This window comes from Vibrio sp. 1731 (genome assembly GCF_033339955.1).
Lineage (GTDB): Bacteria > Pseudomonadota > Gammaproteobacteria > Enterobacterales > Vibrionaceae > Vibrio > Vibrio alginolyticus.
On record NZ_JAWOVO010000003.1, the window covers coordinates 113,174 to 128,292 of the forward strand.

General features: G+C 45.4%; 17 protein-coding genes. 11 read left to right on the plus strand and 6 right to left on the minus strand.

Annotated elements, in window-relative coordinates:
• Positions 1 to 15 precede the first annotated feature (15 nt).
• Positions 16 to 486, minus strand: a complete 471-nt coding sequence (locus R7035_RS05115; protein WP_318145995.1) for an ASCH domain-containing protein — start codon at positions 484 to 486, stop codon at positions 16 to 18.
• Positions 487 to 686: 200 nt separating this feature from the next.
• On the opposite strand from R7035_RS05115, the gene R7035_RS05120 reads away from it, so the two are divergent.
• Positions 687 to 1,532 carry a tetratricopeptide repeat protein gene (locus tag R7035_RS05120; RefSeq protein WP_005373890.1) on the plus strand — a complete coding sequence of 282 codons (846 nt, stop codon included), beginning with the start codon at positions 687 to 689 and terminating at the stop codon, positions 1,530 to 1,532.
• Positions 1,533 to 1,545: 13 nt separating this feature from the next.
• A complete protein-coding gene (locus tag R7035_RS05125) occupies positions 1,546 to 1,941 on the plus strand; it encodes a DUF2391 family protein (protein WP_005373896.1) in 396 nt (131 codons plus the stop codon).
• A gap of 9 nt (positions 1,942 to 1,950) precedes the next feature.
• Here R7035_RS05125 and soxR read toward each other — a convergent pair whose 3' ends face one another.
• Positions 1,951 to 2,385: a redox-sensitive transcriptional activator SoxR gene (gene soxR, locus R7035_RS05130; protein WP_005373898.1), complete on the minus strand. Its 435-nt coding sequence runs from the start codon at positions 2,383 to 2,385 to the stop codon at positions 1,951 to 1,953.
• A gap of 201 nt (positions 2,386 to 2,586) precedes the next feature.
• Between soxR and R7035_RS05135 the strand changes: the two genes are divergently transcribed.
• The 5 genes from R7035_RS05135 (at position 2,587) to fusA (ending at position 9,322) form a co-directional block, all read left to right on the plus strand.
• On the plus strand, positions 2,587 to 3,795 hold the full coding sequence (locus R7035_RS05135) for an MFS transporter (protein ID WP_256900888.1): 1,209 nt from the start codon (positions 2,587 to 2,589) through the stop codon (positions 3,793 to 3,795).
• Between the two features lie 178 nt (positions 3,796 to 3,973).
• A complete protein-coding gene (locus R7035_RS05140; protein ID WP_047102778.1) occupies positions 3,974 to 4,855 on the plus strand; it encodes a LysR family transcriptional regulator in 882 nt (293 codons plus the stop codon).
• 101 nt (positions 4,856 to 4,956) lie between these two features.
• A complete protein-coding gene (gene dgcN / locus R7035_RS05145; RefSeq protein ID WP_139059311.1) occupies positions 4,957 to 5,961 on the plus strand; it encodes an N-acetyltransferase DgcN in 1,005 nt (334 codons plus the stop codon).
• A gap of 50 nt (positions 5,962 to 6,011) precedes the next feature.
• Positions 6,012 to 7,004, plus strand: a complete 993-nt coding sequence (dgcA, locus tag R7035_RS05150; RefSeq protein ID WP_213886190.1) for an N-acetyl-D-Glu racemase DgcA — start codon at positions 6,012 to 6,014, stop codon at positions 7,002 to 7,004.
• Positions 7,005 to 7,297: 293 nt separating this feature from the next.
• Positions 7,298 to 9,322, plus strand: coding sequence for an elongation factor G (gene fusA / locus R7035_RS05155; protein ID WP_262651481.1), 2,025 nt, complete (start codon positions 7,298 to 7,300; stop codon positions 9,320 to 9,322).
• A gap of 75 nt (positions 9,323 to 9,397) precedes the next feature.
• Here the strand turns inward: fusA and R7035_RS05160 are convergent, their stop codons facing one another.
• Positions 9,398 to 9,592, minus strand: coding sequence for a hypothetical protein (locus tag R7035_RS05160; protein ID WP_005373920.1), 195 nt, complete (start codon positions 9,590 to 9,592; stop codon positions 9,398 to 9,400).
• Positions 9,593 to 9,779: 187 nt separating this feature from the next.
• Here R7035_RS05160 and R7035_RS05165 point away from each other — a divergent pair, with 187 nt between their 5' ends.
• On the plus strand, positions 9,780 to 10,592 hold the full coding sequence (locus tag R7035_RS05165) for an aminoglycoside phosphotransferase family protein (RefSeq protein ID WP_213872733.1): 813 nt from the start codon (positions 9,780 to 9,782) through the stop codon (positions 10,590 to 10,592).
• Here the strand turns inward: R7035_RS05165 and nqrM are convergent.
• The 3 genes from nqrM to R7035_RS05180 are packed head-to-tail and all read right to left on the minus strand — an operon-like array spanning position 10,570 to position 11,574.
• A complete protein-coding gene (nqrM, locus tag R7035_RS05170) occupies positions 10,570 to 10,779 on the minus strand; it encodes a (Na+)-NQR maturation NqrM (protein WP_017635136.1) in 210 nt (69 codons plus the stop codon). The genes R7035_RS05165 and nqrM overlap by 23 nt on opposite strands.
• Position 10,780: 1 nt before the next feature.
• Positions 10,781 to 11,287 (minus strand): NifB/NifX family molybdenum-iron cluster-binding protein, encoded by a 507-nt coding sequence (locus R7035_RS05175; RefSeq protein WP_005373923.1) that lies wholly within the window; start codon positions 11,285 to 11,287, stop codon positions 10,781 to 10,783.
• On the minus strand, positions 11,284 to 11,574 hold the full coding sequence (locus tag R7035_RS05180; RefSeq protein ID WP_149192161.1) for a DUF134 domain-containing protein: 291 nt from the start codon (positions 11,572 to 11,574) through the stop codon (positions 11,284 to 11,286). The genes R7035_RS05175 and R7035_RS05180 overlap by 4 nt, the downstream gene beginning before the upstream one ends.
• 500 nt (positions 11,575 to 12,074) lie before the next feature.
• Between R7035_RS05180 and R7035_RS05185 the strand changes: the two genes are divergently transcribed.
• From R7035_RS05185 to R7035_RS05195, 3 genes are all read left to right on the plus strand, one after another.
• The gene (locus R7035_RS05185; RefSeq protein ID WP_005373926.1) at positions 12,075 to 12,974 is read left to right on the plus strand and encodes an ABC transporter permease; all 900 of its coding nucleotides are present in this window, start codon (positions 12,075 to 12,077) and stop codon (positions 12,972 to 12,974) included.
• The gene (locus R7035_RS05190) at positions 12,967 to 14,196 is read left to right on the plus strand and encodes a glycine betaine/L-proline ABC transporter ATP-binding protein (protein ID WP_005387213.1); all 1,230 of its coding nucleotides are present in this window, start codon (positions 12,967 to 12,969) and stop codon (positions 14,194 to 14,196) included. The genes R7035_RS05185 and R7035_RS05190 overlap by 8 nt, the downstream gene beginning before the upstream one ends.
• Before the next feature lie 261 nt (positions 14,197 to 14,457).
• Positions 14,458 to 14,991, plus strand: coding sequence for a copper resistance protein NlpE (locus tag R7035_RS05195; RefSeq protein WP_158155736.1), 534 nt, complete (start codon positions 14,458 to 14,460; stop codon positions 14,989 to 14,991).
• The last annotated feature ends 128 nt before the right edge of the window (positions 14,992 to 15,119 follow it).

Consider the following 15,119-nt stretch of genomic DNA (forward strand, 5'->3'; position numbering starts at 1 on the left):
TGCTGCTATCAGAGATTAATTGACGGGATACACCACTTCAAAACGCTCTAAAACCAGCGTACGTTTCTCATGCCAATCGATGTTCAACTCATCGCATTCAGCTTTAAAAAATGCAGTATGAGCATCACGCCACCAGTTTAAGGTTCTATCACCTTCGCCTTCTGCGAAGGCAAACTCTGCGGTTACATCCTCATATTTGCATGTACTTACGTCAGTAATTCGTATCACGCAAACCGGGTCCCCATCCCAATTCGTCACTACTTGTAAATGACCGAGTTGGGGCATGGTTTCACCATGTTCTCGATACCAAAGCTCCAAACTGCACGATGCAGTTTTCTGTCCAATACGAACCAAATCTGCGCATACATTCGCGTTGTATTCATCGGCACAATAATAGTCAGCACTGACTGATGGTACAGCTTCCCTTTGTTCTGGTGATAATAATTCTAGGAATTGTTCTAAGTAATCCTTAGCTCGCGCGTCCATGCTCACTCCATTAATCATAAATTCGCAAGGAGGATAAAAGATATCACAACAAATAACCACCAGGAACAAACTGAAAAACAACAAGAATATGACTTCTACGTAGACGACTGTTATTTCTTTTGTAATAACTTTGCTAAACGTTTGTGCTATTTGCTATTGTTGCATGGTCTATCTGTACTCTTCTCGTGAAAGGACGTTATATGCGCTTATTTATTGGTATTTTTTTCTCGCTGATACTTGCCTTGCCAACAATGGCATCGGAGGAAAAGTATTCAGAATCGGATCTGTTAGATAGACCATTAATGGAACGCTATATTTTAGATGAACTAAAAGCGCTGCGTCAGGACTATCAAAGCCTAGAAAAGCGAATGATCACAGAGATCACTGATCGCGAGCTAACGGTCGCAGATAAATCGTTGAACTATGCCAACGTCACCGTTACATACTTCTTCTACATCATTGCTGGTGTCGCATCGCTGATTGCCTTTGTCGGATGGCAATCTCTGCGTGAGTTTAAACACAACACCAAAGAGATGGCTGATAAACGATTGGAGAAGATCGCCCAAGAATACGAGAAAAAGTTTGTCGCCCTTGAGCGAGATTTAAAACGCAAAACTCGCATTATCAGTGAGAACAACAAAGAGATTGAGAAAATCAACGAGATCCATAACTTATGGCTACGTGCACAAAGCTCTCAAACTCCAGAACAACGTATTGAAATCTATGATGAAATCTTATTAATTCGTCCAGGTGATTTAGAAGCGTTGACTTACAAAGCCGACGCAGCGATGGAAATCAACGAATACCATTGGGCACTTAGCATTTGTAACCGCGTACTTGAAGTCGATTACACCAACGGCCCTGCACTGTATCAACGCGCGTGTGCATACTCTCGCCTTGGTATCGAAGAGCAAGCTATTGAAGACTTGGAACGCGCAATTGAATACAGCCCATCCATTCGTGATTTACTTGCCGAAGAACGAGACCTCGAATTGCTGCACGGTAATGAGCGTTTTGAAAAGCTCTTACATCTAGCAAGCGAATAATGGAATAAACAGCATGAGCAGCCACTTTAATCTAGAAGACGCTAGCCAAGTATTGGTTGGCGCTTTTGCCCTAGCAGTCCCGATCTCATTTTCGGAGGAAGCGTGGCGATTGGGTGAGAGCCTACCAATGGCAAACTTGCTCATGCTGTTAAGTCTTTCTGTCATTTTCCTCAGTTTTTTCGCGTATCAAAGCGTGTTTCAAAGCCACATCAAGAATCGCGTATCCATCTTTATTTTTCGTGTGGTTATCGCGTACCTCATTGCGGCAGTTGTGGTAGCGTTAGTTCTTTTCTGTCTTGATAAGCTGCCACTCATGAATGAGCCTTTGGTTGCGATAAAGCGCGTTATCGTCATCACAATGCCTGCTTCGATGGGCGCGATCGTAGTCGACAGTTTCGACAAAGAATAGAGATAATCGCTACTCTTCTTCTAACGTTAAGTTCGACCCCGAGTGGTCTTTCCCTAATACATCTTCTGGGTTTCGCAGTGCGCAGGTTTCTAACGACAAGCACCCGCAGCCAATGCATCCGCCTAAATCGTTTTGCAACGCTTTAAGTTTTTGAATCTTTTGTTCTAACTGTTCATGCCAATGGCTTGCCATTTCTTCCCATTGCGCTTTGTTAGGGGCTTGGTGTTTCGGCAGTTCATCTAACGCATGTTTAATTTCTTCTAACGACAACCCAACTTGCTGCGCTGCTTTGATCACCGCAACACGGCGCAACACACTGCGATGGTAGCGACGCTGATTACCTTGATTTCTCCAACTCGAAATCAGTCCTTTTTGCTCGTAAAAATGTAGGGCAGATACTTTCACTCCAGAACGTTTTGCCACTTCTCCTACGCTGATTTCCATCCTTGACTCCCTGTATATCAATTTTGTTAAAAAAAAGCTTTACCTCAAGTTTACTTGAGGTTTTAAAGTTGCACCATCTTAATTAACGCTAAACCCCGGCGAGCTCAAGATAATGTGTTCAGCGCGAACGACTTGGTTGTTAAACACAAGACAGTTGGACATCAACCTTTTGAAATACATCGGGAGTTAGAGGCAAACATAATGAAAAATAAAACTCAGCCGTACTTAGCTGGCCGCTTCTTCGACAGTATCTCCTCTGGCTTATTCATGATGGCGCTGCCATGGGTCATGCTTTCCGAACCTAACATGGGTACATTCGTCGCTTTAGTTTCTCTGAGCTGCACCGCGATTTCTTTTCTAGCAACGCCTTTCTTTTCCACTTTAATTGACCGACATTCACGCAAAGTACTACTCGTGCTCAATCAATGGATTCAATCGGGTATGGCTTTGGTGGTGTTCATTGCTTATTGGTTAGGGTTTGAGTCACACTGGTTACTGGCTTTTGCACAATTGGTGTATTGGGTTTCGAGTAATTTTGCATGGACGACCAACAACGCCTTCACCCAAGAAAATTATCAGCACCATGAGTATGCGAAAATTTCGGGTCAGCAAGAAATTGTAATGCAATCCACAACCCTCGGAGCTGGCGCGTTGGGTATTGTTTTGCTTGAAATGTGGGGTATGAAAGAGTTTGCTTTGTTTGCGGCCAGCGCCTCTGCGTTAGCAGCGATGTTCTATATTCTGACGCCTTATACCCAACAATTAAGGGCATCAAAATCCGTTGCTTTCATCGCGCAACTCAAAGAGAGCAAACAAATATTCCGTCTCGAACCTCGATTTTATGGCTTTATTCTGCTCTCTTGCCTCTCTTATCCTGCATTGACGTATTTGAGCAAACTGGTGCCGATTTGGTTTTCTGAACAAGGCATCTCTGGCGATTGGTTTGCAGGGTTCAACATCAGTTTTGGCCTCGGCTCGTTGCTAACCGGCTTTATTGTCACCAAAGTGCTAAGCCGTGCCTCCCATAGCCACATTATATTCGCTTCGATGGTTATGGTCTCTTTTGCGCTTATCGGTATGAGTTTTGCGATGAGCCCGCTGACCATCTTATTGTTTACGGCGCTGTTTGGCGTATTTAACGCGCTAAATCGCATTGCGAGAGTCAACTGGATGCATCATACCGTAGCGGTTCATCAACGAGGTCGCGTCGATGGCGGCATCAGCATGTTTGCCACCACCATTCAATCTCTCAGTTACGTGTTAATCGCGATGTTAAGTCATTACGAGCTAACACAATACGGTTTTGCAATAGCAGCTGTTGTCATGGTGTTAGCAGTGGTTTTGATGGGATTACTCAGCCGAGACGTCGAGCCGTTTAACGACCTGCCCCTTCATGCAGCAGCAAAGTGAAGCATAGAAGTTGAGAAGTTGAGAAGTTGAGAAGTTGAGAAGTTGAGAAATTGAAAAAGCGAGATAAGAAGGCAACCAACATCGTCTTCCTATTTTTTACGCCAGCACTTTTGCCTCTATCGCTTATCAGCAAGGTTGGGTATTCTGAGGTGACCAACATGAGCAGGGGGAAATCGCAGTGAACTTAAGGCAATTAGAAGTCTTTTACGCCATTATGCAAGCAGGAACGGTGTCAGGCGCGGCTCGCTTACTGCACGTTTCCCAACCTAATGTCACTCGAGTTCTCGCCCATACAGAACAACAACTGAGCTTCGCTTTATTTGAGCGTGTAAAAGGTCGCCTCGTTCCCACTCAAGAAGCCAAAGCCTTATTGCCAGAGGCTGAAAAAGTCTATCAACAACTCGGACAATTTCGCTCTCTGACCAACAAAGTCAAACAGGGAACTCAACATTTACGAGTCGGTGCTCCGCCTGTTTTGGCCGCACACTTGTTAGCGCCGACTGTCGCGTTGCTGTCGAAAGAGCACGGCATCTCCTTTGAGCTCTCAACGGCTAATCGCGATGAGCTGTGCTCAGGTTTACTGAAACATGAATTGGATGTCGCCATTGCGTTCGGTGAAGAAACGCCACCAGCGATCATGGGACACATGTTATTAAAAGAAAACTTGGCGCTAATTGCCCCTAAAAGCGCAGCGATACCCACAGAAAAAACCGTCACTTTAGAAGAACTCATCAGTCACGATTTACCCATTATCGGTTTAGATAGCCGAGATCCTCTGGGCTTGCTGTTACATCAAACCTTGTCAGCGCGTGACGAGCATTATCAACATGCCATTACCGTCCGCAGCTACTCCGCGGCGGCTGAACTGGTGAAAAACGAAGCAGGATTCGCGATTGTAGACCCTTGGACTGCAAAACAATATCGCCAAGATAATGCCGTTTCCGTGCATGCTTTGGAGCCAAATATGTCCTTCTCTGTCTCTATTTTATTCGCAGAGCACACACCTCAATCCATTGCGACAAAGCAATTTATCACCGCCCTAAAACAGCAGATGGTTTAAAGGTATAACCTGAAGTTATACCTGCCTAACAAATAAGCATTCGGTTTCCTAAATCAGTCTGGCTACATTAATGAGCAATAACGATGACGAAGGGAACCATCATGCAAATTGCTCAACCTTACCTACTTTTTCTTGGCGATGTAACCGATCCACTCGCAGCAAAAACCGCACGTGGCATATATCAATGGCGACCTGAGATTTGTCTTGGCCAAATCCGCCTGACGCCAGAAACCGTATCGCTTGGTTTAACCGACATGACACTACAACAAGCGCAGCAGCAAGGAGCAAAAACGCTGGTGCTCGGCACGGCAAATCCAGGAGGCGTCATTCCCGAAGCTTGGCAAGCAACCTTACTTGAAGCGGCAGAGATGGGATTTGAAATTGCATCGGGCATGCACCAACGTTTGGCGGAATTTGCTCCTCTTGCCGATCTAGAACAACGCGGATTAACCAAACTATATGATGTTCGTCATTATGATGCCCCGCTCAAGGTCGGCAATGGCAAAGCTCGCGCAGGCAAGCGAGTACTTACTGTAGGGACAGATTGCTCCGTTGGCAAAATGTACTCTGCCCTTGCCATTGAGCATGCATTGAAGCGTAAAAACTGTCGTGCAGAGTTCAAAGCAACGGGTCAAACCGGAATTCTCATCGCAGGCAGTGGCATTTCGATTGATGCTGTAGTTGCCGATTTTATCTCCGGCGCAGTAGAAGCGATCAGCCCTGAGTTCACCGATCACGATTGGGACATCATCGAAGGGCAAGGTTCATTGTTTAACCCTTCGTTTGCTGGCGTAAGTTTGGGCTTACTTCACGGCGCACAAGCTGACGCTCTGATACTGTGCCATGAGATTGGTCGCCCGCACATCCGCAACTTACCACATGCGAGCTTGCCAACTATTGAACAAACGATAGAAGCGAATCTGGCCGCTGCTCGTCTAACAAATCCAAACGCTCAATTAGTGGGTATTTGCTTAAACACTTCGGCGCTCAGCGAAGAAGATGCAGCCCAGTTATGCCAGGATTGGAGCGACAAATACCAAGTGCCCGTCACCGACCCTGTACGTTTTGGCGTTGATGCGGTTGCAGATAGGCTCCTTACGATTTAAGAAACATTTACGGTTTAGAAAATAACTGTGGTTTAGGGAAAACTAGTGAGATGAAAATTCATGTAGAACCTGTCACGCTTGCCATGGCGACACCATTTCGCATCTCTCGCGGCAGTCGGACAGAGTGCCACGTAGTCCGAGTGACAATTGAACATCGAGGCATGACCGCCCAAGGTGAATGCACGCCATACCCTCGTTATGGTGAATCGGTTGAATCGGTGATTAAGGCGATTTCTCACGCCGCACATGAACTGCAAAGTTTGTATGCCAAAGGCGAAGCTGATGTCATGGTTCTCAAAAGCCAACTTCAATCGTTATTGCCCGCGGGGGCGGCAAGAAATGCATTGGATTGCGCCCTTTGGCATCTTCACGCGCTTTTGAGCCACAAGCAACAGGTTCACGACCTCTTTACGTTACCAGAGGCGATTGTGACGGCGATGACGGTTTCTATCGACACGCCGCAAGCGATGGCAAAACAGGCACAAGCTTACCTTAGCCAAGGCGCAAAACTGCTTAAGGTAAAACTGGATGGTGAACACGTGCTTGAGCGCGTTGCCGCAGTACGCGATGCTGCGCCGCACGCGCAAATTGTTTTAGATGCGAATGAAGCGTGGCAAGGCCTCGACCTCGCGACGGTATTTGCTCAACTCGAACCGCTAGACATCACCATGATCGAACAACCGTTGCCACAAGACTGCGATGACGTACTCGCCAGCATTCCGCACCCCATTCCACTTTGCGCCGATGAAAGTTGTCACACCAGAGAGCAATTGCATCAGTTGGTTGGCAAATATGAAATGGTGAATATTAAGCTAGATAAAACTGGCGGGCTCACTGAAGCACTATTATTATCCGACGACGCCCAAAAACTCGGTTTTAGCCTCATGTCCGGTTGTATGTTGGGGACGTCGCTTGCGATGCGTGCTGCCTTACCCATTGCTGCTCAGGCAAGCGTTGTCGATCTTGATGGCCCGGTGCTGCTCGGACAAGATGTAACGCCAAGCTTGGTTTATTGCGACGGCGAAATCGTTCTTTCCAAATAGCCTAAACAATCCAGAGGTTTTGCTCCAAAAGTCAGAACCTCTGAGTTTATGATCTCGATTAAAAAACAATCAGCCCCATCATGAAATAAGTCACATAAATTATATGGTTATTGAGGCATGCTAAGATTCCAGTAGTCCAAGAAGGTGGTCTTATGCATCGAGTCATCCGGAAAATGACGTGGAAAACGAATAGGCGGTAATCCCGCCCTACTCCAATGCAGTGCGTGGGTTTCTATAACAACCCACTTCCTAGCAATTCGTAGGTTTTTCACGCCATCTTGCAAGGAGGCTTTATGCCTATCAATAAAATACGCAATATCGCTTTTGTCGGTCAAACCGGGACCGGTAAAACCACACTGATAGAAAAACTGCTCTTCACCTGCGATGCCACCCACCATTTAGGCAGCGTAGAAAAAGGCGATACTGTTACCGACTTCGACCCTCAATCCATCAAATATCAACACAGTATTGAAGCAACGCCAGTCGCACTGCGCTGGAATAAACACCGGCTCAATATCATCGACACTCCGGGACAAAACGAGTTACTTGGCCGTACTATCAGCGTTTTTCCTGCCGTTGAAACATCCGCCCTTGTCATCGACCCTCAAACACCACTTAACCAAACTTCCGATCGCTTATTCACCTTTGCAAAAGAGCAGCAAAAATGTCAGATGATCATCATCAATAAGCTCGATAACCACGGTAGTCAGTTAGAAAGATTGATGGAGAACATCGTTGAGCATTTTGGTGACCACTGCTTGCCGATCAACTTACCTTCGACTGACGGGGAATCTGTAGTTGACTGCTATTTCGAACCAGAATTGGGACGAGAAACCTTACTTGCAACGGTAGATGAAGCTCATGAGACCTTGATTGACCAAGTTATCGAAGTCGATGAAGAACTGATGGAACTGTATCTGGAACAAGGCTCCGAACTCACCGCAGAGCAACTGCATGATCCGTTTGAAGAAGCACTAAGAACTGGACATGTGATTCCGGTCTGTTTTGTCTCAGCACAAACCGGCACGGGCGTCGAGTTGCTGCTGCGCACCTTGGCGGAGATCATGCCCATGCCAAACGAGGGTAACCCTCCTCTACTGGAAAAGAACGGCAAAAAAATCAAAGTAAATTGCGAAACCTTAGAGCACACCGTCGCACACGTGTACAAAGTCAGCGTCGACCCATATATGGGAAAACTTGCCTACTTACGTGTGTATCAGGGGGAAATCAATGCGGGCAGCCAGCTTTATATTGGCGAAAGCAACAAGGCATTTAAAGTTGGGCACTTATATCAACTGCAGGGCAAAGATAGAACCGAGATCCCTCGCGCGCTTGCGGGCGACTTCTGCGTTTTAGCCAAAGTGGATGATCTCGAATTCGATTCAATCGTTCATGACTCTCACGAAGAAGATGGTGTTCAACTCAAGACGTTGGACCTTCCTGACTCCATGTATTCTTTGTGCTTGAAGCCTCTTAAGCGTGGAGATGAGCAAAAATTAGGAGATGTGCTGAATAAAATTGCCAGTGAAGATCCTTCGCTGCGCATCGAACATCGCGCTCGCACCAACGAAACCATCATCAGCGGCCAAGGGGAGTTTCACCTCAAAGTCGCATTAGAAAAGATGGCGAACGTGTACAAACTGGACGTCGAAACCTGCCAACCAAGCGTCGAATACTTTGAAACCATCACCAAACCTGCCGAAGGGCATTATCGACACAAAAAACAAAGTGGCGGTGCAGGCCAATTTGGTGAAGTGCAATTGAAGGTTCGTCCACTCGAACGTGGTGCCGGATTTAAGTTCATCAACAAAGTGGTGGGTGGCGCCATTCCAACCGCGCTCATTCCTGCTGTTGAAAAAGGTATTTTGCAAGCGTTAGAGGAAGGCGCGATTTCTGGCAACCCAATTAAGGATGTGGAAGTCACCGTTTATGACGGTAAATATCACTCCGTCGATTCGAAAGAAATTGCGTTTGTCATCGCAGGTAAGAAAGCCTTTTTAGATGCTATTAACAACGCCGATCCTATTGTGCTAGAACCCATTGTCCAGATGGAACTGTACATCCCAACCGCGAATGTTGGCGATGTTTCTGGTGATTTATCTGGCAACCGAGGCTTAATCGAAGGCTCCGAGCCAATCGACAGCAGCTTCACCTTACTCAGAGCCAAGTCACCTGTAAACGAGCTGCAAGATTACGCTCGTCGATTACGCTCTATCACTGGTGGTGAAGGCAGCTTTAGTATGACCTTAAGCCATTACGAGCCTGCGCCACCAGCAGTGCAAAAACAGGTCTGCCAAGGCAGTACACAACAAGGTTAATTCCCTAAGATTCAAATCAATCACATAAACAAAAAAGCGCCCTCATTTTGAGGGCGCTTTTATGTAAAAGAAAAATTATTTATCGAGAGACAAACCTATCTGACTGATTTTGCTTTCAAACTCTTCGATGCTGTTCGCTTTGTAAGTCGGAGCACCGTTAAAGTAGCGCGGTTTCTCTGGCAGCATCGCATTTTTCAGCTCTTGTTCTTGATCGATATTGTCATGGTAAACCGTTACACGATTTGGAATATCCTGCTTCATTACAGCCATTTTGGTTCTCCTTTATTAAGACGAATAGTAAGCGTAGAACGAATTTATCGGAGTACAGGCGTAACTGTGTAAAATTTAGACACCAACGACAAAATCATATTTAAACAGTTGCATTTAATATTTTTGAGGCACTTTGTCGTGGCTATTGGCAAACGTGAGTGCAGCGATTAAGGTGAGCTCTCTCTACATGAAGACAGGAAGTCCGGTGTCGCAACAAGAACTCAATCAAATGGGCAGTGCCAAAGTTTTTCTCATCGAAAAAGATGGCGTTCAAGTAATAGAAAAACGTAACCCTACTCAAATAGAAGTGGCGTTTTATCAACGCTATGCCGAGCAGTTTAACGCGCTTGGAATACACGTACCGCGCTTGATTCAACTCGACGACCAGAAAAACGTTCTGCACATTGAATACGTTCCCCACGCAGTCGAGCAAGCATTCTTACTTGAAGATCCTCGGGTCATTGAACAGCTCGTCAAACTGCACCGACTTCCACCAACATCAGATGGTGTTTATCACCGCCACCAGTGGACACCACAAGCGACTCAACAAGCACTCACTACACTTAAACTGGGCTCAGAGACAGAACAGTTCTTCCACCAACTACAACAACGAGCGGCGCACCTTTTTGATAGGCAGAACTTGATCTCCGGAGACTCGAATGCTGGAAACTGGGGACAGCGCGAAAATGGCGAGCTGGTGCTGTTCGACTGGGAACGCTTTTCTACAGGGCATGTCGCGATAGATTTAGCGCCGCTCATCGAGGGCATGGGCACATTTGATGATTACTTGAAGGTGGCAGGCAAGTATGTAAAGTGCGCCGAGAAAGGTGAAACAACAGAATTGGCGCGCGATATCGGATTAGCAAAAGCGTGGATCGTCGTCGAGGTAGTCAACATACTGGTCTCCAGAAAAAATCCGCAGACCAGCAAATATTTGGACTGGTTTCGACGAACCTTGCCGCAATGGGCCAAAAGCCTTAGCGCTCAGGTGATGAGTTAGGCTCTGAGATTTGATATAAACGCCTTTCAGGTTCTGCGCATGAGGTTTCGCAGTTGCATACTTTATCAACACCGACGTTGTTTAAACCGCCGCAACTTCCTTGAATACGCTTGTTATGAAAAATGACGCCAAGTGACATCAACAAAATGATTGCGAGAAAACCAAGAAAGGTAAATAACCAAACCATATTAACCTGCCTTATTAGCCATCGACTCTAGCTTAAGTATAGCAGGGCTAGATGTTGCTTTGAGTAGCGCTTTAGGTCTTGCCAACAAGGAGGTTTTTGATTTTTGGCCACCACAACCACAGGAGCCGCAGCCGCCTTTTTGTTTGTGAACACTTTTCTTATGATTGTTTGATGGGCGTCCTTGAGAGGGCTCAATCAAAGGCTCTCTTGGAACCGCAAGCACATCTTCCAATGAACTACGAGTAGACAGCCTAAATACTGGCGTGCCACTGCTAAGTAGCTTTGCCAATACACGTTCACCAATATTTCGCACAAGAACAGCATCCACATTGTACCCTTGTAGAGACTGAATCAACTGAGACTTCGCATTACAACCCGCTTGTGGCATAGAAGCAATGTTCGCTAAGTTTTTTAGCATACCGTCAGTATCAGAATAAATAGCGATGTATGGTGCTTTTACAAAGTGGTTTGCCACCCGCTCACCATCATTAGGAATAGCATAAATCATAAGTTTGACTCCTCATTCGGAAAAACTAATGCATGACCTTCAACTAAACTTTTTGCGACTTTCAATCTTGCACTTTTTACTGTGTTACCAAAAGTTTGTCTAGAAACGCCCATCTGCTCCGCAGCTTGCTGCTGGCTAAGCCCCTCTAAGTCGGCTAAACGTAGCGCTTCTAACTCTTCTGGTAATATGGCGACTTGCTCCAACTGATTAAATGGAATGCCATTGGGCTTAAAGCATTGGTGAGCCGCACGTCCGCATATTCGTCTTTCTATCTTTGGTCTTGCCATCATTGTCCCTCAAAAACACAGAGTCAAATTACGCCTTAAACTGGCATATGCCAATAACATTTTTAGCATATGCCAATAAACTAAGTTTGCAAAAATCAACACGACAAATACGTAATACATCAGCATTAATTAGACATCTAATAATTTAGGAATTTTGATGACAAACGAACAAAAAGATCAATTCTAATTAACCGGATAATAAAAACGTTAGTTTGCGCAGATTTTTCATACAAATACACGCTAATGTGTTCATTTTATTGAAGAAGAAAAACTATAATCCAAGCAAATCATTAGTTTGAACACTAATGATTGTTTTATTTAAAAGGATGTATACCTAAGGAACGAAAAAGAGAAGTTTGACGACATCGGCCTGAGCTTAAAGGGTAATACTTTCGATACAGAACCTGTCGAACGACCATTACTTGGCCTAGGCGCCCTACTCTTCTTGCCAAATTAAGTTTCTTGAAAGCGCTTAGGTATATCAGAAAAAGGAAGTACATATGTCTGACTCAAATTGGCTCAGCGAATTCCCGGAAATGGATGCCTCTGATCTCAGGGCGATTCGCAAAACACTCGACGGCGCCTACAGAGATTTCTCTCGCGAGTATGGTGAACTCATTGAGTCTCTGTTTGATCCGCTCCTTGCGTTTCTTGTCTGGTTTGAAAAACTTCTGATTTCTACACCTTGGTTCATTATTTTAGGTGTCTGCACCACTCTCGTTTATGCCGCCAGCCGCTCTTGGAAACTGGCCGCTGCATGTTTTGGTTCGCTGATTCTGATTGGCTATTTTGGAATGTGGGAAGACACTATGCGTACGCTCAGTATCATCACTGTATGTACTATGCTTGCCATCGCACTTGGTATCCCTATCGGCATCGCTATGGCGCGCTCTAATCGCATTCAGTCGGTGGTAACACCATTACTCGACGTCATGCAAACCATGCCGGCATTTGTGTATCTCATTCCAGTTGTGATGTTATTGGGCATCGGGAAAATTCCTGGCCTTATCGCAGTAGTGATCTACGCGATTCCACCGGTTATTCGTTTAACCAATTTGGGCATTCGTCTAGTTGATAAAGAAGTATTGGAAGCCGCAACCGCATTTGGTGCCAGCACTCGGCAACGGCTTTTTGGGGTTCAGCTTCCGCTTGCAATGCCAACCATCATGGCGGGAATTAACCAAACGATCATGATGGCACTGTCAATGGTGGTCATCGCATCAATGATTGGGGTAAAAGGTTTAGGTCAGCCTGTTCTAAAGTCTATTACCAATCAATATTTCACTCTTGGTCTTCTCAATGGTTTAGCAATTGTCGCCCTAGCAATCCTTTTTGATCGTGCTTCACAAGCGTATGCGAAACGCACTCAAGCTCATTTAGGAGACTCAAAACATGACTAGTCCACTTATCGAAATCAGCGGTCTGTATAAAATCTTCGGTACCAGACCCAATAGCGTGATTGAGCGCGTTAAGTTGGGACATAGTAAAGAGCAGGTTTTAGCGGAAACGGGCCACACGGTCGGACTAAAAGACATCAACCTGCAAATTCAAAAGGGTGAAATTTTTGTCATTATGGGATTATCCGGTTCTGGAAAATCCACCATGATTCGCCACTTCAATCGATTAATCGATCCAACCATGGGGCAGATCTTGGTAGAAGGGGTGGATGTCATGCAACTTTCTAACAAAGAGCTTGAACAGTTTCGCCGTCACAAGATGTCTATGGTGTTCCAACGCTTTGGCTTGCTGCCTCATCGCACTGTTATCGACAACATCGCATATGGTTTGGAAGTTCAGGGAATGAATAAAGAGGCGCGCTTAGAAAAAGCAAATGAATGGTTAGAAACCGTTGGACTGACGGGTTATGAGCACCAGTATCCTGCTCAACTATCGGGTGGACAGCAACAGCGTGTGGGCCTTGCACGGGCACTGGCTACCGACGCCGAAATACTGTTGATGGACGAGGCTTTCTCGGCATTGGACCCTCTGATTCGGAGCGAAATGCAAGATCAGCTGGTAGAGCTGCAACAGAAGCTGCACAAAACCATTATTTTCATTACTCATGATTTAGATGAAGCGCTTCGACTTGGCGATCGCATCGCGATTCTTAAAGACGGTGAACTTGTCCAACAAGGCTCACCAGACGAAATTTTACTGCATCCTGCCGATGAGTACGTTGAAGCCTTTGTAAAAGACGTCAATAGAGCGCGAGCACTGACAGTCGAAACGCTGATGCAGCCACCTTCATACTGTGTTCGCGCTGAAACCATTGAAGATGCGCTGAGTGAAATGAAACGTGTTAAACGTGATTATGCCTACCATGAGACCAATGCAGGCTATCAAGGCGTGATAACACAGCAAGGATTGCTAAACGCAGCGAAGTTAACTCATATATCAGATTGGCGTGATGATATCTATGAAGAGGTGCCTATCATCTCTCCACATTTAGCCATTGAGCAAGTGCTGACTGAAGTCATGTCGTGTGAACATTCACTGCCCGTCATCGATGAGCACGGCCATTTGAAAGGCGAATTAAATCGTCAGGTTATTGCGGAGCTGTTTTCTGATCAACGAAGCACAAAACGAGGCACTTCACGCTCAAGCTTCAATAACGTTTCTTAGATGATGTTGATAATACAGCTCACAACAATGTGGGCTGTTATCAATTAACTCACTCCCACTCCCCTTTTTAGATATTTATCTGTGGGCTCAAGCTTGATACCCAAAGCAACATTTACATTGTTCTGATTTTCCTGACAATTTCATGCTCATATCCGGTTTTATTGACATAGTTAGATCATTCTATTGCTTTTTGATGACGCAAATCCTCGATAAATGTCTACTATTACTCTCATACAAAATCTTGATTTAAAGAGGGATAAAATGAAAAAGACAATGTTGGCACTAACAGGCGCGGTAATCATTCTTGCAGGCTGTCAAGATGAGAAACCTGCCGAAACAAGCGCAGTTGAAGTACCTCAGGCAACGGAAACTGAAGTCACCACCAGTGCAGACGTTACGACTGAGACAATTGACACGTTACCAGTAGAAGAAGAACAAGTAATTACTGAAGAGACTTTTGTAGACTCTGAACACAACGCACAAAGTGCTCTGGACTGGAACGGCACCTACAAAGGAACACTACCTTGCGCGGATTGTGCTGGTATCGATATGACCATCACACTAAATCAAGATGGCACTTACGTACTTGAAGAAAGCTACCAAGGCAAAGAAGACGGTCAATCAAAATCTGAAGGTCAATTCACTTGGGACGCAAATGGCAGCATCGTAACGTTGACAAATGAAGATGCACCAAACCAATACTTTGTTGGTGAAAACGTACTTATGAAGCTAGACATGAATGGCGAAAAAGTAACGGGTGACCTAGCACCACTATACAACTTAACGAAACAGTAAGAAGTTAGTATCAATACCTGATAAATACCCCAAATCCGAGCCACCCCAGCTCGGATTTTTCGTTATTTTAACGAAAGCTATTCCAGCAACCTTTCTATTCTGAAGCAACATTCTGCTTCTTACCCTGA

Bases quoted from the DNA above. Each gene is read 5' to 3' on its own strand.
- R7035_RS05115 (WP_318145995.1), bottom strand. From the start codon at position 486: ATGGACGCGCGAGCTAAGGATTACTTAGAACAATTCCTAGAATTATTA.
- R7035_RS05120 (WP_005373890.1), top strand. From the start codon at position 687: ATGCGCTTATTTATTGGTATTTTTTTCTCGCTGATACTTGCCTTGCCA.
- R7035_RS05125 (WP_005373896.1), top strand. From the start codon at position 1,546: ATGAGCAGCCACTTTAATCTAGAAGACGCTAGCCAAGTATTGGTTGGC.
- soxR (WP_005373898.1), bottom strand. From the start codon at position 2,385: ATGGAAATCAGCGTAGGAGAAGTGGCAAAACGTTCTGGAGTGAAAGTA.
- R7035_RS05135 (WP_256900888.1), top strand. From the start codon at position 2,587: ATGAAAAATAAAACTCAGCCGTACTTAGCTGGCCGCTTCTTCGACAGT.
- dgcN (WP_139059311.1), top strand. From the start codon at position 4,957: ATGCAAATTGCTCAACCTTACCTACTTTTTCTTGGCGATGTAACCGAT.
- dgcA (WP_213886190.1), top strand. From the start codon at position 6,012: ATGAAAATTCATGTAGAACCTGTCACGCTTGCCATGGCGACACCATTT.
- fusA (WP_262651481.1), top strand. From the start codon at position 7,298: ATGCCTATCAATAAAATACGCAATATCGCTTTTGTCGGTCAAACCGGG.
- R7035_RS05160 (WP_005373920.1), bottom strand. From the start codon at position 9,592: ATGGCTGTAATGAAGCAGGATATTCCAAATCGTGTAACGGTTTACCAT.
- R7035_RS05165 (WP_213872733.1), top strand. From the start codon at position 9,780: ATGAAGACAGGAAGTCCGGTGTCGCAACAAGAACTCAATCAAATGGGC.
- nqrM (WP_017635136.1), bottom strand. From the start codon at position 10,779: ATGGTTTGGTTATTTACCTTTCTTGGTTTTCTCGCAATCATTTTGTTG.
- R7035_RS05175 (WP_005373923.1), bottom strand. From the start codon at position 11,287: ATGATTTATGCTATTCCTAATGATGGTGAGCGGGTGGCAAACCACTTT.
- R7035_RS05180 (WP_149192161.1), bottom strand. From the start codon at position 11,574: ATGGCAAGACCAAAGATAGAAAGACGAATATGCGGACGTGCGGCTCAC.
- R7035_RS05185 (WP_005373926.1), top strand. From the start codon at position 12,075: ATGTCTGACTCAAATTGGCTCAGCGAATTCCCGGAAATGGATGCCTCT.
- R7035_RS05190 (WP_005387213.1), top strand. From the start codon at position 12,967: ATGACTAGTCCACTTATCGAAATCAGCGGTCTGTATAAAATCTTCGGT.
- R7035_RS05195 (WP_158155736.1), top strand. From the start codon at position 14,458: ATGAAAAAGACAATGTTGGCACTAACAGGCGCGGTAATCATTCTTGCA.